This window comes from Paraburkholderia sp. J41, from assembly GCF_905220235.1.
Taxonomy (GTDB): Bacteria; Pseudomonadota; Gammaproteobacteria; order Burkholderiales; family Burkholderiaceae; genus Paraburkholderia.
Genome location: NZ_CAJMZE010000023.1, coordinates 52,548 through 74,030 on the forward strand (window position 1 = coordinate 52,548; position 21,483 = coordinate 74,030).

The 21,483-nt window shown below is 64.7% G+C and carries 16 protein-coding genes; 3 read left to right on the plus strand and 13 right to left on the minus strand.

The window, feature by feature from the left end; genetic code table 11:
• Window positions 1-12 precede the first annotated feature (12 nt).
• From U5805_RS22130 to U5805_RS22155, 6 genes are all read right to left on the minus strand, one after another.
• Window positions 13-243: an H-NS family nucleoid-associated regulatory protein gene (locus U5805_RS22130; protein WP_322105635.1), complete on the minus strand. Its 231-nt coding sequence runs from the start codon at window positions 241-243 to the stop codon at window positions 13-15.
• A 368-nt stretch (window positions 244-611) separates the two neighbouring features.
• A complete protein-coding gene (gene uvrA / locus U5805_RS22135) occupies window positions 612-6,611 on the minus strand; it encodes an excinuclease ABC subunit UvrA (protein ID WP_415914645.1) in 6,000 nt (1,999 codons plus the stop codon).
• A 164-nt stretch (window positions 6,612-6,775) separates the two neighbouring features.
• Entirely contained in the window at window positions 6,776-9,139 is a 2,364-nt protein-coding gene (locus U5805_RS22140) for a tetratricopeptide repeat protein (protein ID WP_322105637.1), read from the minus strand.
• Between the two features lie 84 nt (window positions 9,140-9,223).
• Window positions 9,224-10,318 carry an NADH:flavin oxidoreductase/NADH oxidase gene (locus tag U5805_RS22145; RefSeq protein WP_322105638.1) on the minus strand — a complete coding sequence of 365 codons (1,095 nt, stop codon included), beginning with the start codon at window positions 10,316-10,318 and terminating at the stop codon, window positions 9,224-9,226.
• A 148-nt stretch (window positions 10,319-10,466) separates the two neighbouring features.
• Window positions 10,467-10,592, minus strand: a complete 126-nt coding sequence (locus U5805_RS22150) for a hypothetical protein (protein WP_322105639.1) — start codon at window positions 10,590-10,592, stop codon at window positions 10,467-10,469.
• 174 nt (window positions 10,593-10,766) lie between these two features.
• On the minus strand, window positions 10,767-11,369 hold the full coding sequence (locus U5805_RS22155) for a TetR/AcrR family transcriptional regulator (protein WP_322105640.1): 603 nt from the start codon (window positions 11,367-11,369) through the stop codon (window positions 10,767-10,769).
• 96 nt (window positions 11,370-11,465) lie between these two features.
• Between U5805_RS22155 and U5805_RS22160 the strand changes: the two genes are divergently transcribed.
• Window positions 11,466-12,116 carry an SGNH/GDSL hydrolase family protein gene (locus U5805_RS22160; RefSeq protein WP_322105641.1) on the plus strand — a complete coding sequence of 217 codons (651 nt, stop codon included), beginning with the start codon at window positions 11,466-11,468 and terminating at the stop codon, window positions 12,114-12,116.
• 271 nt (window positions 12,117-12,387) lie between these two features.
• Here the strand turns inward: U5805_RS22160 and cyoD are convergent, their stop codons facing one another.
• The 6 genes from cyoD to U5805_RS22190 all read right to left on the minus strand — a co-directional run bounded on the left by cyoD (window position 12,388) and on the right by U5805_RS22190 (window position 18,530).
• The gene (gene cyoD, locus U5805_RS22165; RefSeq protein WP_322105642.1) at window positions 12,388-12,717 is read right to left on the minus strand and encodes a cytochrome o ubiquinol oxidase subunit IV; all 330 of its coding nucleotides are present in this window, start codon (window positions 12,715-12,717) and stop codon (window positions 12,388-12,390) included.
• The gene (cyoC, locus tag U5805_RS22170) at window positions 12,718-13,329 is read right to left on the minus strand and encodes a cytochrome o ubiquinol oxidase subunit III (protein ID WP_322105643.1); all 612 of its coding nucleotides are present in this window, start codon (window positions 13,327-13,329) and stop codon (window positions 12,718-12,720) included.
• Complete coding sequence (gene cyoB, locus U5805_RS22175) at window positions 13,329-15,362, minus strand: cytochrome o ubiquinol oxidase subunit I (RefSeq protein WP_322105644.1); 2,034 nt, start codon at window positions 15,360-15,362, stop codon at window positions 13,329-13,331. Before cyoB ends, cyoC begins: the two co-directional genes overlap by 1 nt.
• A gap of 6 nt (window positions 15,363-15,368) precedes the next feature.
• Window positions 15,369-16,256 carry a ubiquinol oxidase subunit II gene (gene cyoA, locus U5805_RS22180; protein ID WP_322105645.1) on the minus strand — a complete coding sequence of 296 codons (888 nt, stop codon included), beginning with the start codon at window positions 16,254-16,256 and terminating at the stop codon, window positions 15,369-15,371.
• A 362-nt stretch (window positions 16,257-16,618) separates the two neighbouring features.
• Entirely contained in the window at window positions 16,619-18,163 is a 1,545-nt protein-coding gene (locus tag U5805_RS22185) for an NADH-quinone oxidoreductase subunit M (RefSeq protein ID WP_322105646.1), read from the minus strand.
• A gap of 94 nt (window positions 18,164-18,257) precedes the next feature.
• Window positions 18,258-18,530, minus strand: coding sequence for a hypothetical protein (locus tag U5805_RS22190; RefSeq protein WP_322105647.1), 273 nt, complete (start codon window positions 18,528-18,530; stop codon window positions 18,258-18,260).
• Between the two features lie 450 nt (window positions 18,531-18,980).
• Between U5805_RS22190 and U5805_RS22195 the strand changes: the two genes are divergently transcribed.
• A complete protein-coding gene (locus tag U5805_RS22195; RefSeq protein WP_322105648.1) occupies window positions 18,981-19,460 on the plus strand; it encodes a hypothetical protein in 480 nt (159 codons plus the stop codon).
• Window positions 19,461-19,566: 106 nt separating this feature from the next.
• On the opposite strand, the gene U5805_RS22200 is transcribed toward U5805_RS22195, so the two are convergent.
• Complete coding sequence (locus U5805_RS22200) at window positions 19,567-20,934, minus strand: sugar efflux transporter (protein WP_322105649.1); 1,368 nt, start codon at window positions 20,932-20,934, stop codon at window positions 19,567-19,569.
• 164 nt (window positions 20,935-21,098) lie between these two features.
• Between U5805_RS22200 and U5805_RS22205 the strand changes: the two genes are divergently transcribed.
• Window positions 21,099-21,344 (plus strand): hypothetical protein, encoded by a 246-nt coding sequence (locus U5805_RS22205; RefSeq protein WP_322105650.1) that lies wholly within the window; start codon window positions 21,099-21,101, stop codon window positions 21,342-21,344.
• The last annotated feature ends 139 nt before the right edge of the window (window positions 21,345-21,483 follow it).

The following is a 21,483-nucleotide window of genomic DNA, read 5'->3' on the forward strand; positions in this document are numbered from 1 at the left end:
CGTACCGCGGGGTTAGCAGCGAAAATGCTCGATATCCTGGCCCGCATGCTTATAACGCAATAGCCACGTCGGCATGTCGCCTTCGCCATTCCATGTATTGCCGTATGCGTCGCGGTACTTCGGTAGTTTTTCGCTTTCTGCAATGAACGCTTCTAGCTCTTCGAGCGTAATGGCGTACTCTTCCATGCGGCGTTTAATCCACACGATGAGCCGTTCGCGCGCCTCTCCGTCGAGGTCGAACATCGGTTAATTCCTCTCGCTTCGTCAAGGGCAAAACGCCGACGCTACGTGTGGCATCGAATCGAATTCCCTGAAAAGACAAAGGCTTCGCGATCAGATTTGGCGAAGCCTTGCTGCACTGATGAGGTAGCCCGGGCGTGAAACGCTGGGCCGGTTCGGAGGGGATGGTGGTCCGCTGCTCCGCTCGCCAGACTCGACCGCTACGGTGAGCGATCCCTTGCTGCAAGCGGAACCCATAATACCTTGCGCTTGCCGCCCAGATCAAGCGGTTTCAAGGCGGCGCGGGGCTTTGCGGGCATTTGCCTGGCATAAACCAGACAGACGCGCTGACCGCAAAGCCCGCACGAAGGCGGCGCGAACCTCGGCCGCCGTCAGCTCGCCGCGCGCCGCCGCGCAGCCGGCTTGCGCTCGCCACTTCCTGCTTCAGCCGCTTCAGCCGCTGCTTCGGCCGCTTCGGCGTCGCGCGTTTCCGCTTCGCTCGCTTCGGCTCCGCCCGCCGCCGCCAACGCGGCCGCCGCCTCGCCGGGCTTGCGCGAGAGCACGGGCGCGAGCGCCGCCCCCGTGTGGCTCGCGGCCACCTTCACGAGCGCTTCGGGATCGGCGGCGGCCACGATCGTGCCGCCGCCCACGCCGCCTTCCGGGCCGAGGTCGATGATCCAGTCGGCTTCGGCGATCACGTCGAGATCGTGCTCGATCACCACCACGCTATGGCCCGCGTCCGCGAGCCGGTGCAGCACGCGAATCAGGCGCGCGACGTCGGCCATGTGCAGGCCCACGGTCGGCTCGTCGAGCACGTAGAGCGTGTGCGGCGCCTTCTGCCCGCGCCGGGTGATGTCGTCGCGCACCTTGGAAAGCTCGGTGACGAGCTTGATGCGCTGCGCCTCGCCGCCCGAAAGCGTCGGCGAAGGCTGGCCGAGCGTCAGATAACCGAGCCCCACGTCCTTCATCAATTGCAGCGGGTGCGCGATGCTCGTCATCGACGCGAAGAATTCGACGGCCTCGTCGATCTCCATCGTCAGCACTTCGCCGATATTGCGCCCGCGCCACGTCACCGCGAGCGTTTCCGGGTTGAAGCGCTGGCCGTGGCACACATCGCACGGCACCTTCACGTCCGGCAAGAAGCTCATGCCGATGGTGCGCACGCCCTGGCCTTCGCACGCCGGGCAGCGGCCGTCGCCGGTATTGAACGAGAAACGCGAGGCGCTGTAGCCGCGTGCGCGCGCTTCGAGCGTGTCCGCGAACAGGCGGCGAATCGCGTCCCACACGCCGATGTACGTGGCCGGGCACGAGCGCGGCGTTTTTCCGATCGGCGTCTGATCGACTTCCAGCACGCGGTCGATGGTTTCCCATCCGGTAATCGAGTCGCAGCCTTGCCACGCATGCGCAACCTCGAGCTTCGGCTTGGCCGCCGTGCGCGCGAGCACGCTGGAACGGCGCTCCGCCGCGCTGGGCGCGCTGTCCTTCGCGGCCTTGCGCGCGCGCCGCACCGCCGGCGACGAGAGCACCGAGCGCCCCACCGCGTCGAGCAGGTTCGAAAGCAGCACGTCGCGCGCGAGCGTGGACTTGCCCGAACCGCTCACGCCCGTGACGGCGACAAGACGGCCCAGCGGAATCCGCGCCGTCACGTTGCGCAGATTATGCAGCTTGCCGCCATGCACCGTGATCCATTGCTCGGGCACGGCTTCGCGGTTCGCGCGCGCGGGCTTCACTTCGCGGCGCGGTTGCAGCGGATGCACGATCGGGTGCGCGAGATAGCGGCCCGTGAGCGAATCGGCCTGCGCCGCGAGATCGGCAACCTTGCCTTGCGCCACGACGCGTCCGCCGCGCTTGCCCGCGCTCGGCCCGATGTCGATGATGTGATCCGCGCGGCGGATCGTGTCTTCGTCGTGCTCCACGACCACGAGCGTGTTGCCCTTGTCGTTGAGGCTGCGCAGCGCGTTGAGCAGGATTTGGTTGTCGCGCGGATGCAAACCGATGGTCGGTTCGTCGAGCACGTAGCACACGCCTTGCAGATTGCTGCCGAGCTGCGCCGCAAGACGAATGCGCTGCGCCTCGCCGCCCGACAAACTGGGCGCGGCGCGGTCGAGGCTCAGATAACCGAGGCCGACTTCTTCGAGGAACTGCAAGCGGCTGCGGATTTCGCTCACCACGTCGCGAGCGATTTGCGCGTCGCGGCCGTTGAACTTGAGCGAGTCGACCCAGCCGCGCGTTTCGGCGACGGTCCATTGCGCCACGTCCGTGATCGCCTGCGCGTCGAACGTGACGGCGCGCGCAACCGGGTTCAGACGCGTGCCGCCGCAATCGTGGCACGGCTCGTCGATCATGCCGTCGGGCTCCTGCTCCTCGGAAGGCAGCGTTTGCTCGCGGCCGCGATTGTCGTCGGCGACGATCGTGTCGTCGTAGGCCGCGCGCTGCTCGCGTGTGAGCGCGAGGCCCGTGCCCACGCAGCTCGTACACCAGCCATGCTTGCTGTTGTACGAGAACATGCGCGGATCGAGTTCCGGGTAGCTCGTGCCGCAAACCGGACACGCGCGCCGCGTCGAAAGCACCTTCACCTCGCCGATACGCGAGGTGGAATTGCCCTTGTCGATGGCGCGATCGAGCCCGTCGAGCGGCGCGAGCAAATGCACGATGCCCTTGCCCGCCTCGAGCGTGGCGGCGAGCATCGACCGCAATTGCGCCTCGTTTTCCGGCTCGATCACGAGATCGCCGACCGGCAGTTCGATGGTGTGCTCGCGGAAACGGTCGAGCTTCGGCCACGGCGCCACCGGCACGAATTCGCCGTCCACGCGCAAATGCGTGTTGCCGCGCGCCTTCGCCCATTTCGCGAGATCCGTGTACACGCCCTTGCGATTGACGACGAGCGGCGCGAGCAAGCCCACGTGCTGCCCGCGATGCTCGCGCAACAACTGCGCAACGATCGCATCCACGCTTTGCGACGTGACCGGCGTGCCGTCATGCACGCAATGCTGCACGCCGAGCTTCACGTAAAGCAGCCGCAGGAAGTGCCACACTTCCGACGTGGTGGCGACCGTGCTCTTGCGGCCGCCGCGCGACAGGCGCTGCTCGATGGCCACGGTCGGCGGAATGCCGTACACGGCATCCACTTCGGGGCGGCCCGCCGGCTGCACGATCGAGCGCGCATAAGCGTTGAGCGATTCGAGGTAGCGGCGCTGGCCTTCGTGGAAAAGAATGTCGAACGCGAGCGTCGACTTGCCCGAACCCGAAACGCCCGTGATTACGTTGAACCGGCCGTGCGGAATGTCGACGTCGAGCGCCTTGAGATTGTGCTCGCGCGCATTGACGATGCGCACCACGTCCTCGCCCTGCACTTCGCGGCGTGCCTGTGCGGCGCGCAATGCGCTTTGCAGCGCGACGCCCTCTTCTTCGGCGATCAATTCCGCGCCGCTGCCCAGCGCCGCTTCGTAGCGTTCGAGCGCGGCGCCCGTATGCGAGCGTTCGCACGCGATCACGTCCTCGGGCGTGCCCACGCACACCACTTCGCCGCCCGCGTCGCCGCCTTCGGGACCGAGGTCGACGAGCCAGTCGGCCGCGCGGATCACATCGAGATTGTGCTCGATCACGAGCAGCGAATTGCCGCCCGCGAGCAGCTTGGCGAACGCGCGCATGAGCTTGGCGATGTCGTCGAAATGCAAGCCCGTGGTCGGTTCGTCGAACATGAAAAGACGGCCGCCCACGGCCGTATTCTTGCCGCGCGACTGCGCCGTTTCGGCGAGATAGCCCGCGAGTTTCAGGCGCTGCGCCTCGCCGCCCGAAAGCGTGGGCACCGGCTGGCCGAGCTTGACGTATTCGAGGCCCACGTCGACGATAGGCTGAAGCACGCGCAATACTTCGGCATCCTCAGCAAAGCATTGCACCGCTTCGCTCACGGTGAGGTCGAGCACGTCGGCGACGGAAAGCGTGCGGCCCGCGCGCTCGATCTTCACTTCGAGCACTTCGGCGCGGTAGCGGCTGCCGTCGCAGTCGGGGCAACGCAGGTACACGTCGCTCAGGAACTGCATTTCGATGTGCTCGAAACCCGAGCCGCCGCAGGTCGGGCAACGCCCTTCGCCCGAGTTGAAGCTGAACATGCCCGCCGTGTAGCCGCGCTGCTTCGCGAGCGTGGCCTTGGCGAACAGCTTGCGGATTTCGTCGAACGCGCCCACGTAGCTCGCGGGATTCGAGCGCGCCGTCTTGCCGATCGGCGACTGATCGACGAACACGGCGTCGCTGATCTGCTCCGCGCCCGTGAGCTTGCGGAACGTGCCCGGCGTTTCCGTGGCCTTGCCGAGATGACGCGCGAGCGCCGGATACAGCACGTCCTGCACGAGCGTCGATTTCCCCGAGCCCGAAACGCCCGTCACGCACACGAGCCGTTGCAGCGGAAACTGCACGGTCACGTCGCGCAGATTGTGTTCGCTCGCGCCTTCCAGAACGAGATGCGGCGTGGCGGCATCGACGGGACGACGCTCCCAGTGCGACGCATCGGCCACGGCGCGATGGCCGCCGAGATACTCGCCCGTCAGCGTGCCCGCGGAGCGAATGTCGTTGGGCGTGCCGTCATAAACGATCGTGCCGCCGCGCTCGCCCGGCCCCGGTCCCATGTCGATGAGACGGTCCGCCGCGAGCATCACGGAGGGATCGTGCTCGACCACCACGAGCGTGTTGCCCGCGTCGCGCAAGCGCTGCATCGCTTCGACGATGCGGTTCAGGTCGCGCGGGTGCAGTCCGATGCTCGGCTCGTCGAGCACGAACAGCGTTTTCGTGAGCGACGTGCCCAGCGCGGTCGTGAGGTTGATGCGCTGCACTTCGCCGCCCGAAAGCGTGCGGCTTTGGCGGTCGAGCGTGAGATAGCCGAGGCCCACGTCGCAGAGATACTTCAGGCGCGTGCGCACTTCGGCGAGCAGCAGTTTCAGCGCGTCGTCGAGCAACGTTGAGGACAGCGAAAGATCGTCGAAGAAGCGGCGAATGCGCTCGATCGGCAACAGCATCACGTCGTGAACCGTGAGGCCGGGCAGCGCTTCGAGCTGCTTGCGCGACCAGTCCACGCCGTGCGGCAGAAAACGGCCGGAGGGTTCGAGCACTTCGTCGGCGTTTCGCTGCGTGCCGAGGCGCCACAGCAGCGACTCGGTCTTGAGCCGCGCGCCGCCGCACGTTTCGCACGGCGTATAGCTGCGATACTTCGACAGCAGCACGCGAATGTGCATCTTGTACGCCTTCGATTCCAGATACTGGAAGAAGCGCTTGACGCCATACCACTGCGATTGCCAGTTGCCCTTCCAGTCCGGCGCGCCGTCGATCACCCAGGCGCGCTGCGCTTCGGTGAGTTCGGCCCACGGCGTGTCGCGCGGCACGTCCGCCTTCGCGGCGTAGCGCATCAGGTCGTCCTGGCACTCCTTCCACGCGGGCGTTTGCAGCGGCTTGATCGCGCCGCCGCGCAGCGACTTGCGCTCGTCGGGAATGACGAGGCCCCAATCGACGCCGATCACGCGGCCGAAGCCGCGGCACGCGTCGCACGCGCCATACGCCGAATTGAACGAGAACAACGCCGGTTGCGGATCGGCGTAACGCAGGTCGCTGTCGGGGCAATGCAGGCCCGTGGAAAAGCGCCAGATTGACGGCGCCTTGGTGTCGGCGTCGATGTCGGCGTCAGGCAACACGTAGACGTTCACGCGTCCCGCGCCGCGCTTGAGCGACGCTTCGATCGCTTCGACCGCGCGGCTCTTTTCGACGTTCGAAATACGGAAACGATCGGCCACCACGTCGAGCAGCTTGCGCGTGCCTTCGGCGGTTTTCACTTCGCGCTGCGCCTGCACGCGCGTGTAGCCGCTCGCGGAAAGCCATTGCGCGACTTCCTCTTCGGTCGTCGTATCGGGCAACTCGACCGGAAACGTGACCACGAGCCGCGGATCGCCCGCCGCCGCCCGCGCCTGCAATTCGGCGTAGATCGTCTCGGGCGTGTCGTGCCGCACGGGCTGCGCCGTCACGCGATCGAACAGGTTCGCGGCGCGCGCATAGAGCAGCTTCAGATGGTCGTTCAGCTCGGTCATCGTGCCGACCGTCGAACGCGAGCTGCGCACGGGATTGGTCTGGTCGATGGCGATGGCGGGCGGCACGCCGTCCACGCGATCGACCTGCGGACGGTCCATGCGGTCGAGGAACTGGCGCGCGTAGGCGCTGAAGGTTTCGACGTAACGGCGCTGGCCTTCCGCGTAAAGCGTGTCGAAGACGAGACTCGATTTGCCCGAGCCGGACGGTCCGGTCACGACCGTCATTTCGCCGGTGTGCAGATCGAGATCGAGGTTTTTGAGGTTGTGCTGGCGGGCACCACGGATTCGGATGGATCGGTTTTCGCTCACTTGCGCTGGCATTCCGGCTGGATCACACGCGGTGGGGCCGGGCGGCGCGTTGTTTCGGCGCGGCCCGGAAACTTGTAGCGCTGCTCGCACCCCGTATTCCCGGCGCGGGCTGGCACTGATAGCCTAGGATTTTACTGTATATTTATACAGCACGCTGAGCGCCCGCCGAACACCCGTCAGGCGGCATTTCCGCCGCCTTGCGCGGCCTTCCACATGCCTTCGAACGCCCTTTCCATGCCGCGCGCGAAACGCTCGCCGTCCATCAGCGGCGAGGCTTCCATGCGCGCGCGCAACGTGGCGCGCAGCCTCGCGAGGCGCGGCAGATCGCTCGCCAGCGCGAGGGCCGCATCGACAAACGCGTCGTCGGAATGAGCGGCGAGTTCGGTCAGGCCAAGATTCGCGAGCTGGCTCAAACCGGCGCGGCCCGCGACCGTCGTTCCCACGCGCGTGACCACGGGCACGCCCATCCAGAGCGCGTCGAGCGAAGTCGTGTGGCCGTTGTACGGCAGCGTGTCGAGGCCGATGTCGATCTCGTGATAGCTGCGCAAATACGCGTCGCGCGCGCGAAACGGCACGAACCGCACGCGCGCCGTGCCGATGCCCGCGTGCGCCAGGCGCTGCGCGATGCGGCGGCGCGCAGCGCCTTCGGGCGCCATCAGCACGAGCCGCGCGGCGGGCAGGCGCGCTAACACGCGGGCCCACAAACCCAATGTCGCGTCGCTCAGTTTGCACGGATTGTTGAGGCTGCCGAACGTGACGTATCCAGCGCTTTCGGCGGGCAGCGAATTTACTTTGGCATACGAATCAAGCGCGTCATAGCACCAGAACGTGTCCGGCAAACGCCACGAGCGTTCGGTGTAATACGCATCGTACGATGGCGGGTCGAGATGCGCATCGGTGAGCCGCCAGTCGATGGCGTCGATGCCGGTCGTGCCCGGATAAGCGAGCCACGCGACCTGCACGGGCGCGGGATTGCGCGCGAACAGCAACGGCCGGCCATCGGCCATGTGCATCGTGAGATCGACAAGAATGTCGATGCCGTCCGCGCGAATCTTTTGCGCGAGCGCTTCGTCGTCGAGCGTGCGCACGTCGTGCCATGCGTCCACGTATTCGGCCAGACGCGCGGTGCGCGCATCGGGGCGCACGACGCTCGAATACGCGTGAATCTCGAAGCGCGCGCGGTCGTGATGCGCGAGCAGCGGCGTCATGAACAATGCCTGGCAATGCTCACGAAAATCCGCCGATACGTAGCCGATGCGCAAACGCCCTCCTCGCGCGGTCGTCGGCAAGCGGACCGCACGCAACGGCGCTTCATGCCGCGCCGACCAGCGGCGTGCTTCGTCGAGGATCACGCGCGCTTCGTCCGCCTGAAACGACAGCGCATACAGCAGGTTGCCATGCGCGATCACGTTGCCGGGATCGCTCGCCACGGCCCGGCGAAAGCAGGCGATGCCCTCGTCGAGATCGCCGCTGTCCTTGAGAACGTTGCCGAGATTGTTGAGCGTTGCCGAGCGCGACGGGTCGAGATCGAGCGCGCGGCGCAACAGCGCGTGCGCGTCGTCCAGACGGCCCAACGTGCGCAGCAGGTTCGCCGCGTTGTTATAGGCATCGACGAAATCGGGACGCGCGTGCATTGCCGTCTCATAGGCTTCTTGCGCCGCGCGATGCTCGCCGAGATCGCGCAACGCGTTGCCGAGGTTGTTGGCGGCTTCGGCGTGCGCGGAATCGAGCGCGAGGGCGCGGCGATACTGCGTTTGCGCTTCGCGCAAGCGGCCGAGCGCATGCAGCGCGACACCGTAGTTGTACGCGGCATGCGCCAGCTCCGGATCGGCCTGCACGGCGCGCGCGAGCAGCGGCGCGGCCTCGCCGGCGCGCTTGAGCCGCGTGAGCAGCACGCCCAGATTGACCAGCGCGGGCGCGTTGCCGGCGGCGCTCGCCGCCAATGCCGCGCGCAATGCCGCCAGCGCTTCGTCGTCGCGGCCTTGCGCTTGCAGCAGCGTGCCGAGGTTCGTGAGCGCATTGGCGTCGCCGGGTTGCGCCTCCAGCGCGCGCAGATACGCATCGTGAGCGGCATCGGCGTCGTCGAGCAACCGCAACGCGTTGCCGAGATTGTTCCAGGCGTCGGCGCGATTGGGCTCGCGCTCGACCACGGCGCGCCACGCCTCGGCGGCTTCGCCCAACGCGCCCTGCGCCTGCAACGCCGCGCCGAGCGCGAACCACAGATCGGCGGACGTCGCGTCTTCGTCGAGCAACGCGCGATAACCGCGCGCCGCCTCGGCCTCGCGCCCCGCCATCGCGTGCGCCTGCGCGAGCGCCTCACGATAGCGCCGATGGCCGGGCTCGACGGCGAGCGCGCGTTCGAGCCAGGCGATCGCTTCGGCGGGCGCGTGCTCCTGCAAGGCGATCACGGCCAGCCGGAACAGCGCCGCGGCGTGCGCGGGATCGCTCGCGAGCAGCGCCAGGTAAAGCTGGCGCGCGCCGGCGAGATCGCCCGCGAAATGGCGTTCGCTGGCGCGGTCGAATGACGGGTCGTTGGGCATCGGATCGAAGTTCGGGAACTGCTGCCGAGTTTAACGGCAAGCCGTGCCAAAACCTTTCGTCCGCATGCCGCCCAACGGCGGCGGTCAGCCCTTGTAGCGTTCCAGCCAGTGCGCGTACGGCGCAGGCAAGGTCCACGCGGCGCGCTCCACGCCCAGTTGCTGCGCGGCGAAGTACGGCCAATGCGGATTCGCGAGGTGCGCGCGGCCGACCATCACCAGATCGAGCTGCTCCGAAGCCACCGAGCGCTCGGCCAGTTCCGGCGTGCCGATACCCCACGCCGACGACACCGGCAGGCCGGTCGCGCGACGCACCTTCTGCGCGATCGGCGCGAGGAACGCGGGCGCCCAGGGAATCTGCGCGGTCGGCGTCGAGAAACCCACGCTCACGCTCAGCATGTCGAGCCCTTCGCGCTTGAAGTGCTTCGAGAGTTCGATCGACTCGGCGAGCGTTTCCTCGTCGCGGCCGTCGAATTCGATCACGCCGAAGCGCGCCGTCAACGGCAGATGCTCCGGCCAGACCTTGCGCACGGCGGCCAGCGTTTCCAGCAGGAAACGACTGCGGTTTTCGAGACTGCCGCCGTAGAGGTCGTCGCGCTGGTTCGCATGCGTCGAGAAGAAGCTCTGCCCGAGATAGCCGTGCGCGAAGTGCAGTTCGAGCCATTCGAAGCCGGCGTCGAGCGCGCGCTTCGCGGCGGCGACGAAGTCCTCGCGCACACGGGCGATGTCGTCGAGCGTCATCGCTTGCGGCACCTTCGGCAGATTCGCGCCGAACGCAATCGCGGACGGCGAAATGGTCTGCCAGCCGCGCGCGTCGCCCTCGGCGATGTGGTCGTCGCCTTCCCACGGACGGTTCGCGCTGGCTTTGCGGCCCGCATGCGCGATCTGGATGCCGGGCACCGCGCCCGCCGCCTTGATCGCCGCGACCGCGGGCTTGAACGCCTCGGCCTGCGCGTCGTTCCAGAGGCCCGTGCAGCCCGGCGTGATGCGGCCTTCCGGCGACACCGCCGTTGCCTCGACGATCACGAGGCCCGCGCCGCCGCGCGCGATCTGCGCGTAGTGGGCGTAATGCCAGTCGTTGATCACGCCGTCGACGGCCATGTACTGGCACATCGGCGGCACGGCGATGCGGTTGCGCAGAGACGCGCCCTTGAGCTTGAACGGTTCGAACAGTGCGGACATCAACAACTCCTTTGTGGGCGCAGGTCGCGCCAGGCGCGGCGTCTGCGCCGGTTAGCAAATCGGGATTTCCTTTCGGCAACGCACAAGCGGCTCAGCGCTGCGGCTCGCGCTCGCGGCGTTGCCAAAACGAAAAGAAGAGGGAAAACGGTCAGGCGCGACGCCGTTGCGCGAGCAGCGCACAGCACGGCGCAGCGAATTCATCGAGCCGGAAAGCGGCTTTTTTGCCCGTATCGCCGAGGTCTTCGTGCGAGGTCAAATCAATCGGTACCTTCATCGGCGTTCCTGTTTTCGACGAGAAGCGGCGTTTGCGCACCGCGTTCCCGACCGGCCTCGCGCCCCACAAAGGGGCATTATTAGACCGGTCGTCTAGTTCATTAACGCATCGTGGGCCGGATGAGACGCGGCGCTTTCCTTGTCGCGAAGCGCCGCTTCCCTACGCTGCTTGCCCTTAGCGATCCCCCGGCAGATTCAGCAACACGCAGGTCGTGGCCATCGCCGCGTCCAACGGCCGGCGGTCGCGGTGAATCTTTTCCAGCAGCGTGGCGCCGAGCCACAGTTGGTAGAGCGTGACGGCCGTGGTCGCGGCGTCGCTCACGCCCACGAGCGAGCCGTCCGCACGTCCTTCTTCGATGCAGGCCGCGATGCGCGTGATGATCGTGTCCGTGCCGCGCCGCAGGACCGCGCGCATCGGCTCGGAAAGATCGCTGACTTCCGCGCCCAGCTTGACCGCGAGGCACTTGCCCACGGGGTCGTCCGCGCACTGGACCGCGCGCCATTCTTCCCAGTAAGCGAGCAGCCGCTCGGCCGCGGTACCCGGAGCGCGCACCAGCATTTGCTCGAGCCGCTCGGCGTATTCGGCGAAATAGCAGGTGAGCAACGCTTCACCGAACGCTTCCTTCGAACCGAAATAGTGATAGAACGAGCCTTTGGGCACACCCGCCGCCGCGAGAATCTCGTTCAGACCCACGGCCGAAAACCCCTTGCCCAGCAAAATGGGCAAGGCGGTATCGAGGATGTGTTGCCGAACTTCGACGGCTGCCGCTGCGTTCATGGGTTGGCATGTTACCGGGCGATTAGACCAGTCGTCTAGTAAACCCACCCGTCGAGTAGTGGTTTTCCCTAATCCTCACCCCAGGAGACACGCCTCATGACGTCACGCACCCTGCTCTGTTACGGCGATTCCAACACGCACGGCACCAAGCCGCTCACGCTGCCCGGCGTGCTGGAGCGCTTCGGTTCCGCCGACCGCTGGCCCGGCGTGCTGCGCGAAACGCTCGGGCCGGGCTGGTCCGTCCTGGAGGAAGGCTTGCCGGGGCGCACCACGGTCCACGACGACCCTATCGACGGTCGTCACAAGAACGGCCTCGCCTATTTGCGGCCGTGCCTGGAAAGCCATCTGCCGATCGACATCGTCGTGCTGATGCTCGGCACCAACGACCTCAAGACGCGCTTTTCCGTGACGCCCGCCGATATCGCGAACTCGGCCGGCGTGCTGCTCGAAACGCTGGTCGCGTGCCGCGCGGGTCCGGGCGGCGCGACGCCGCACGTGCTGCTGATGTCGCCCGTGCCGATCGAGGAAACGGGTTTTCTCGGCGAAATCTTCGCGGGCGGCGCGAAAAAATCGCGGCTGCTCGCGCCGCTGTACGAGCGCATCGCGGTGAAATACGGCTCGGCGTTTCTCGACGCGGGCGAATTCGCGAGCGTGAGTCCGACCGACGGCATTCACTACGAAGCGCAACAGCATCACCGGCTCGGCAAGGCGGTCGCCGACGTGCTGCGGCAGCGCTTCGGCGCCTAGCCCGCGACGCGCGCGCCGATCCTCGCGCGCGCACTCGCACTCGCACCCGCACTCGCCAGCGCGCTCGCGCTCGCCCTCGCCGTCGCGCTCGCCAGCGCACTCGCACTCGCCAGCGCGGGCGCCCTCGCCCGATAACGCACGCATCGCCGCTATCGCCCTTCGCGCAAATGCGCGCGCCCAAAGAAAAACGCCGCCGGCCCGAAGGCGCGGCGGCGTTTTTTGTCGCGTGCGGCGCAAGGACCGCACGCGGGCACGACTCAGACGGCGCGCATCAGCGCGACATCATGTTCATGCTGACGTTGTGCATGACCCACAGCGTGCCGACGACGACGATCAGCACCGTCAACACCGTGAAGCCGAATGCGGTCACGTTCCAGCGCTGCCCCGACGACGTGTTCATATGCAGGAAGAACACGAGGTGAACGAGGATCTGCACGACGGCCAGCGCGGCCAGGCCGAGCAGCGCCGTTTCGCGCGAGAAACCGCCGTGGAGAACCAGCCAGAACGATGCGGCCGTGAGCACCACCGCCAGGACGAAACCTGCCAGATAGCTGCCGAAGCTGCCGTGGCTTTCTTCTTCGTGGATGGAATGAGCACTCATTTAGATCACGCTCGCAAGATAAACAAAGGAGAACACGCAAATCCAGACGATGTCCAGAAAGTGCCAGAAAAGGCTCAGGCACGACAGACGGCGGACTTCGCGTTCGCCGAGTTCCGGCGCCTTCAAGACCTGCACCATCAGGACAACCATCCAGATCATGCCCATCGTCACGTGCAGACCGTGAGTGGCCACCAGCGTGAAGAACGACGAGAGGAACGCGCTGCGTTGCGGACCGGCGCCCTCTTCGATCAGATGAGCGAACTCATGCAGTTCGAAGTACAGGAAGGTCGCGCCCAGCAGGAACGTGACCGCCAGCCAGAACAGCACCTGGCCGCTGCGCTTCTTGTGCGCGGCGATCATCGCGAAACCGTACGTGATCGACGAAAGCAGCAGGACGGCCGTTTCCATCGCGACACCGGGGATGTCGAACAGATCCTTGCCCGTCGGGCCGCCCGCGAACTGGTTCTGCATGACGGCGAACACGGCGAACAGCGAGCCGAACAAGATGCAGTCCGTCATCAGGTACAGCCAGAAGCCGAACACCGAATGTGACGGCGGGTGATCGTGGTGATCGTGCTCCGCGTGTGCGGCCACACTAGTATGCGTCGACATCAGTTGGCCTCCAGTGCTGCTTCAACCTTGCCACGGCGTTGCTTGTCTTCGAACGCCTTGACCAGTGCGCGATTGCGCATTTCCTCGTCTGCCCGAACCTTGGCGGCCGGGATGTAATAGCCTTCGTTCTTCTGGAAGCTGTAGCCGATCGCGGTGCCGAGAATACCGACGAAACCGACGATCATGAGCCACCAGATGTGCCAGATGCCAGCAAAGCCGAGCACCAGGCTGAAGAAGCCGATAAAGAGACCCGCGCTCGTGTTCGACGGCATGTGGATGTCGGTGTAATGCGTGTTCGCGACGTCCGGCGTCTCACGGCCCGTATCCTTCAGATGCTGGAACTCGTCGAGTTCCGTGACGTTCGGGATGACCGGGAAGTTGTAGACCGGCGGCGGCGACGACATCGACCATTCCAGCGTGCGGCCGCCCCACGGATCGCCCGTCAGGTCGCGGTTTTCCGGCAGGTTGCGGTCGCGGATCGACACGTAAAGCTGCAACAGTTGATGCGCGATGCCGATGGCCACGAGCACGGCGCCGACCCACGCGATGATCATCCACGGATGCCATGCGGGATTGTCGTAGTGGTTCAGACGGCGGGTGGCGCCCATGAAGCCCAGCACGTACAGCGGCGTAAAGGCGACGTAGAAACCGACGAGCCAGAACCAGAACGCGCGCTTGCCGAGCTTTTCGTCGAGCTTGAAGCCGAACGCCTTCGGGAACCAGTAGTTGAAGCCGGCCAGATAGCCGAACAGCACGCCGCCGATGATCACGTTGTGGAAGTGAGCGATCAGGAACAGCGAGTTGTGCAGCACGAAGTCCGCGCCCGGGATCGCCATCATCACGCCGGTCATGCCGCCGATGGTGAAGGTGACCATGAAGCCGAGCGTCCACAGGATCGGCGAGGTGAACTCGAGGCGGCCGCGGTAGATCGTGAACAGCCAGTTGAAGATCTTCACGCCCGTCGGGATCGCAATGATCATCGTCATGATGCCGAAGAACGCGTTGACGTCGGCGCCCGAACCCATCGTGAAGAAGTGGTGCAGCCACACGAGGAACGAGAGCACCATGATCGAGCAGGTCGCATACACCATGGTGGTGTAGCCGAACAGCGGCTTGCGCGCGTAGGTCGCGACGACTTCCGAGAAAATACCGAACGCCGGCAGGATCAGGATGTACACCTCGGGGTGACCCCATGCCCAGATCAGGTTCAGGTACAGCATGGCGTTGCCGCCCGCGTCGTTCGTGAAGAAGTGCGTGCCGACGTAGCGGTCGAGACCGAGCAGCGCGAGCGTGACAGTCAGGATCGGGAACGCGGCCATGATGAGCACGTTCGTACACAGCGCCGTCCACGTGAACACCGGCATCTTCATCAGCGTCATGCCGGGGGCACGCATCTTGATGATGGTGACGAAGAAGTTCACGCCGGTCAGCAGCGTGCCGACACCCGAAATCTGCAACGCCCACAAGTAGTAATCGACCCCGACGCCTGGACTGTACGCCAGCTCCGAAAGCGGCGGATACGCGAGCCAGCCGGTCATGGCGAACTCGCCCACGACGAGCGAGAGCATCAGCAGGATCGCGCCGACGGCGGTCATCCAGAACGACAGCGAGTTCAGGAACGGGAACGCGACGTCGCGCGCGCCGATCTGCAACGGCACCACGATGTTCATCAGGCCGACCATGAAGGCCATGGCCATGAAGAAGATCATGATGACGCCGTGCGCCGTGAAGATCTGGTCGTAGTGATGCGGCGGGAGATAGCCCGGCGCGTTGTACGCGAGCGCGAGCTGGGTGCGCATCATGATCGCGTCGGCGAAGCCGCGCAGCAGCATGATGAGGGCGAGGACAATGTACATCACGCCCAGACGCTTGTGGTCGACGCTCGTCAGCCACTCGGTCCACAGATATTTCCACTTACCGAGGTAAGTGATACCACCGAGCACGATGGCGCCGATGATCGCCATGCCGACCATCGTGCCGAGAATAATCGGCTCGTGATACGGAACGGCATCCAGTGTGAGTTTTCCGAACATTCCTGCTTACCCCTTGGTCACGCACGACGGGTCACTGAAATTCGTGACATGGCCGTTGTTGTACTTCGCGATGATATTCGTGAAGAGCTTCGGATCGACCGTCGAGAAGTACTCGACCGGCGCCTTCTCGCTCGGTTGCGAAACCGTCGAGTATTGATCCATCGACAGTTGCGTCGACGAGGCCTTCACCTTCTGAACCCATGCGTCGAAGTCCTGCTGGCTCGTGGCGAGGGTGCGGAACTTCATGTCCGAGAAGCCCTTGCCGCTGAAGTTCGCCGAAAGGCCGGCGTAATCGCCGGCGTGATCGGCGATCAGATGCAGACGCGTCTGCATGCCGGCCATGGCGTAGACCTGCGTGCCGAGTTGCGGAATGAAGAACGAGTTCATCACCGAGTCGGACGTAATGCTGAAGTTGACCGGCGTGCCGACCGGCAGCGCAAGCTGGTTCACCGTCGCGATGCCCAGATCCGGGTAGATGAACAGCCACTTCCAGTCGAGCGCGACCACTTCGACGTTGATCGGCTTGACGTTCGATTCGAGCGGCTTGTAAGGGTCCAGCTCGTGGGTGGTGCGCCACGTGAGCACGCCGAGGAACAGAATGATCAGCGTCGGGATCGTCCAGACCACGATTTCGATCGCCGTCGAGTGCGACCACTTGGGCGCATAGGCGGCGTTGCTGTTGGTCGCGCGGTAGCGGTACGCGAACCAGAGCGTCAGGACGATCACGGGGATCACCACGATCAGCATGGCCCAGGTGGAGGTCGCGATCAGCGACTTTTCCGCCATGCCCACGCTACCTTTGGGGTCGAGGACTTCCATGTTGCAACCGGAAAGGCATGTAACCAATCCGGCGCCCACGGGAAGCAATAACCTTTTCAAGGTTGTACTTTTCATCACGTTTGCCTGAATTTCATTCATTGAAATAGTTCCGGGCACATCCCCTCGACATCCGCCCAAAGGAAGCGCGCCCGCATCATACAGCCGCTTTGATATTTCGCAATCAATGAATGTGGAAAATGATCTTTGTCAAAACGCGATTGAGACACTTTGTCGCATGTGTTTGCGAGGTTTGCCGCGCCTCATAAACACACGCACACGATGAACTCAATCGGTGTTGACGCCGATCTCCCGCCGCGGCTTTTTTCCGAATCTTTCCGATTCGAAACCTTCCATACGCACCGAAGCGCCGCGCCGCCTTGCGGCGGCCGGCGCACCGGTTGCGTCGTCAATCTTCTGCTTGCTGCTCTTTGGCGCGCTTACGTCGGCGAATGCGCGGCACGAACGTCCGTGCCCGCGCGCACCGCCTCGGCGGACGCGCCTTCCTCGGCGGGCTGCTTGCTGCGGCCGGCCTGGGTGACGAGGTTCGCCGCCGAAAGCTCGATCGCGTCGGTGAAAGGCTTCGGATAGAGGCCCACACCCAGCACCAGCACCGCGAGCGACGTGAAGATCAGCGTTTCGCGACGGCCGATATCGGCCAGCTTCGCAACGCCCTTGTTCGCCACCGCGCCAAAGATCACGCGCTTGTACATCCACAGGGTGTACGCAGCGCTCAGAATGACGGTCGTCGCGGCGATCGCGCCGACCCAGAAGTTCACGCGGATCGCGCCCATGATGACCATGAACTCGCCCACGAAGCCCGACGTGCCCGGCAGGCCGAGGTTGGCCATGGCGAACAGCATCATGAAGGTGGCGTAGCGCGGCATCACGTTGACGACGCCGCCGTATGCCGAGATCGTGCGCGTTTTCGTGCGGTCGAACAGCACGCCGACGGAAAGCAGCAGCGCGCCCGAGACGAACCCGTACGAGATCATCTGGACGATCGCGCCTTCGGTGCCGATCTGGTTGAAGAGGAAGAGGCCCAGCGTGACGAGACCCATGTGGGCGACCGTCGAATACGCGAGCAGCTTGGTCATGTCCGTTTGCGCGAGCGCGAGCAGGCTCGAGTACACCACGGCCACGAGCGACAGCGTGATGATCGCCGGCGCGAAGAAGTGCGCGGCGTCCGGCGTGATCGGCAGCGTGAAGCGCAGGAAGCCGTAGCCGCCGAGCTTGAGCATGGCCATCAGCACGGTTGCGCCGGTGGGCGCTTCGAGGTGGACGTCGGGCAGCCAGGTGTGGAACGGCCACATCGGCACCTTGACCGCGAAGGCCGCGAAGAAGCCGACGAAAACCAGGATTTGCGGAACGAAGCCGAGCGTGAGGTTGTGCCACGCGGCCATGTCGAAGGTGTGCGCCTGGCTGTAGAGGTACAGCATCGACACCAGCATCAGCAGCGAGCCGGCGAACGAAAAGAAGAAGAACTTGACCGCGGCGTACGAGCGGCGCGCATGGCCCCACGTACCGATCAGCAGATACAGCGGGATCAGCGTCGCTTCGAAGAACACGAAGAACAGCATGCCGTCCGTCGCGGCGAACGTGCCGACCATCAGACCCGAGAGGATCAGGAACGCGCCGAAGTATTGGGCGACGCGCACGGTGATGGATTCCCACGAGGCGATCACGATCACGAGCGTCGTGAACGCGGTGAGCACGACCAGCCACAGCGAAATGCCGTCGATCCCAAGACGCCAGCCCACGCCGAACTCCGGCAGCCAGTCGCGGAACTCGACGAACTGCATGCCGACGGCATGATTGTCGAAGCCGGTAATCAGCGGCAGCGTCAGCACGAGGCCGACGATCGAGCCGATCAGCGAAAGCCAGCGCGCGCGCTGCGGATGGCGGTCCGACCCAAGGCGCAGCACAGCCACGCCGAACAGGATGGGAATCCAGATCGCCAGACTCAGGAATGGAACGGATTGCATTTCAACGAGACCTTAAAAATGCGAGCAAAAAGCGCCGTAATCGCACGATCAGTGCGAAAGAAAACTGAAAGATTAACGCGGGGTGAAGATCGGACTACGCTGCCTGTAATGTTTTTGTCAGCGACGGGGCGAAATGCAACACACGTTCAAGGGTTAACGAGGGTAAACGGAATGCGGAAGTTTTGCAGCGCAACAACACGTGCCGGATCGACGTTTGACGTAAATCATTGTTTTTATTCACTTTCATACTAAGACGAAAAACAACAAACGTGCCCATACGGTCGAATTTTGGAAGCGAAATTTCTGAAAACGGCTCCGGCACGCCAGGAAGGCGCGGCAAGCTGCCGCGCCATGCGGCCCGAATCATACCTTACTTGTGTCTTTCGTTTCAATTACTTAGGCGCGATTGCCCGGTCGCGCAGCCAGGTCAATTGTCATGCCGGCGCTTCGCAGCCGCATTTTGCGCGGCGCAAAAAAAGCCCCGGCCGTGGTGAGGCCGGGGCAACTCTCACTACGCGTCAGGGATTCGACACGCTGCGGACCCCACTTTAGCGGGCCGGATCCGCGTGATTAATCGCGCTGTGTGGAAGAGTCCTTTCCTTCAGGGGCGAAGCCGGTCATCGGGGCCACGACTACCAATTTGCAAATGAGAATTATTTGCATTTACAGAAAAATTGGCTGAGAATGGCGCCTATGCCGCGGTACCCGGCACTTCACGATTTTTCGCGCGGGCCGCCCGCGCCCTGACCTCGTTCGCAACATTGCATGGGTGCCGAGCCGGTGTTGACGCACTTGCCCGAACCCGCCAGGAGGCTCCATGAACTACACCGTCCCTTTCGCGAGAAATGACACGCTGATCGACGACACCTTCGTCCAACATCCCGACAGCGCCGAACAGACTGTCCTGCGCGCCGTGCGCACCTGGCTGCGACCGCATTGCGACGCCTACGGCAAGGCCGAGAGTTGGCGCGGCGTCCTCGCCGACGCCGGTTTGGGCGCGGAAGGCATCGCCTATTTCGATCTGCTGATGGGCACGCTGGCCCAAGCCTCGTGCCGCCCGCTCGACACACGCTGCCGCTGCGCCTCCGAACTGGCGAAGGACGAGGGCTCGCTGCTCCAGGTCATCGCCTTGCTCCAGTCCACGCGCAGCGAAGCCGCGGTGCGCCTTCTCAACGACTGGCTGCCGATGCAAAGCGTGAGCGGGATGCTCAAGACCGCGCGCTGGTTCGCGATCACGCTGCTCGACGCGGGCTTGCAACTGAGCGACCGCTCGCGGCGCGTGACGTATATGCACTGAACGCGCACATTCCCGCGCAACTCACGTCTCGCTATCAATCTGCATTCCTTATTAATTTGGCGACGGCAAACGATGCTGGACTTGCTCCGCTTCCGGCGATGTGCGCTCAATCGCGCGATTGGGCGCGCTCGCGCAAATAACGGCGCACGGCGCGCGCCATTTTTGGGTATTGCTCGCCCGGCACGGCGAAGAGGACAAGCGCGCATAGCGCGAGCACGCCGCAGAAAAGAAAGGTGCCGCGATAGCCGAACACCTGCACGAGCATCCCCGAGAGCACGCCCGACAAAATCGATCCCAGCCGCGACGCGTTGAAGAACAGCGCCGTGGCCCGTCCCGGCGACGACGGCATCAGATCCTGCACGAACGTCATGCCCAGACAAGAGGTGACGGCCACGACGAACGCATTGAGCATCTGCATCGGGATCAGCGAATGCACGCCGGGCGCCGCCGCCATCGACGCGAAATAGATCGCGTGAACCGCCGCGCAGGCCGCGAGCCAGCGCGGCTTGTTGAGCACCGACGCGCGCGCGCCGAGCGCCAGCATCATCGGAATCTCCATGAGCGCGCCAAGGCCAAGCATGATCGACACGTCGAGCCGCGTGCCGTCCAGACCATGCACGATGTAGAGCGGCAGCACGATCATCGTGGCGTTGGCCGCAAGCCCGATCAACGTGAGCGCGACGATCGCGCGCATGATGTCTTTCTGCGAACTTTCCACGGCGAGCGCCGACGGCGGTTTCGCGAGCGGCGGTGCGCCCGGCAGCACTTCCGCTTGCGTGAGCGGCTGGCCTTCGTATCGGGCAGCCCCCTCCTCCGCTATTTCGCTGACGACCTCGCCGACCGTCGGACGCGCCATCATATGCTGCGTGGCGTGTTCGTCGCCGCGCGGTTCGCGCATGCGCCAGACGATCGTGCCGCACGCCGCGAAACTGGCCGCCGCGAACAGGAACAGACCGTAGAAACCGGTCGCCGCCAGCACGAGCGCGCCGACCGCCGGTCCGAACACCCAAGCCGCCGAAAGGATCGTCCGCAACGTTGCGCTGGCGAAGGTGCGTTCGGCATCGTCGCGCACGGGCAGCGCGGCTCGGCTGAACGAAAACACCAGCGACAGCGCGCAACCGCCCGCCCCGATGAACGCGATACCCACCGCGAGCAACAGGCGGAAGTCGCGCACGACGCACAGACAGAGATAGCCGAGCGTGGCCGCGACCAGCGACGCGAGCAACAGTGACCGATGCTTGCCCGTCGCGTCGCTCCAGCGGCCCGCGGCCGTGCTGGCGATCACACCGCTCGCGGCGATCGCCGTCATGAAAATGCCGAGATGAAGCGGCGTCATGCCGGCACGTTCGACGCCGAAGAGAGAAAGATACGGCGCGGTAAAGGACATCGCGACGCCCAGCATGAGCGTTGCGGCAGCGAGCGGCAGGAAACCGGGAATGGCGAAAAGACCGACAAAGCGCGAGTTTTTGAGCACGGCGCGGCGGGTAGTGGGGAACGTGGGACAGCGGACGGCGATGACTTACAGTCGGCGATTATCCGGCTGAATTTGTGTGGAGTGCAAGGTTGGGAGCGTGGGCGGCAACATTTGGGTGGGGTGGCGACGTGCGGTCAGGCGGGTTTGTGGCTTAGGATGGGGGTTTGTTTGCCGATGTTATTGCTGGCTCAAGGTCCGGCCAAACCGCTTATCCGATTGTTTATGCCGGTCGATGGGCTGGCGCGCAGCTACTTGCACCGCAGGCTGCGCGCGACGGCGCGTCCAAGCTGGAGTACGCCAACGAACCGGGTAAGAGACCGACCTCGCACGTGCGCGAGGCGTTCCACCTATGCCTGCACGTGCCGCACGTGCAGCCCGAGGAAAAAGTCATTGACCGATCGAAAGTGTAAGTCGCGAAACAGCGCGTGGCATAGGAAAAATCCCGACCAGACGAAAATTATTCAGGACACCAATCATTTTCGGAAATTTCCTCTGGTGCCTTCAGGGCAGCAAGATCACGATGGGCTTCCACTTTTCAGTCGAGGTCCG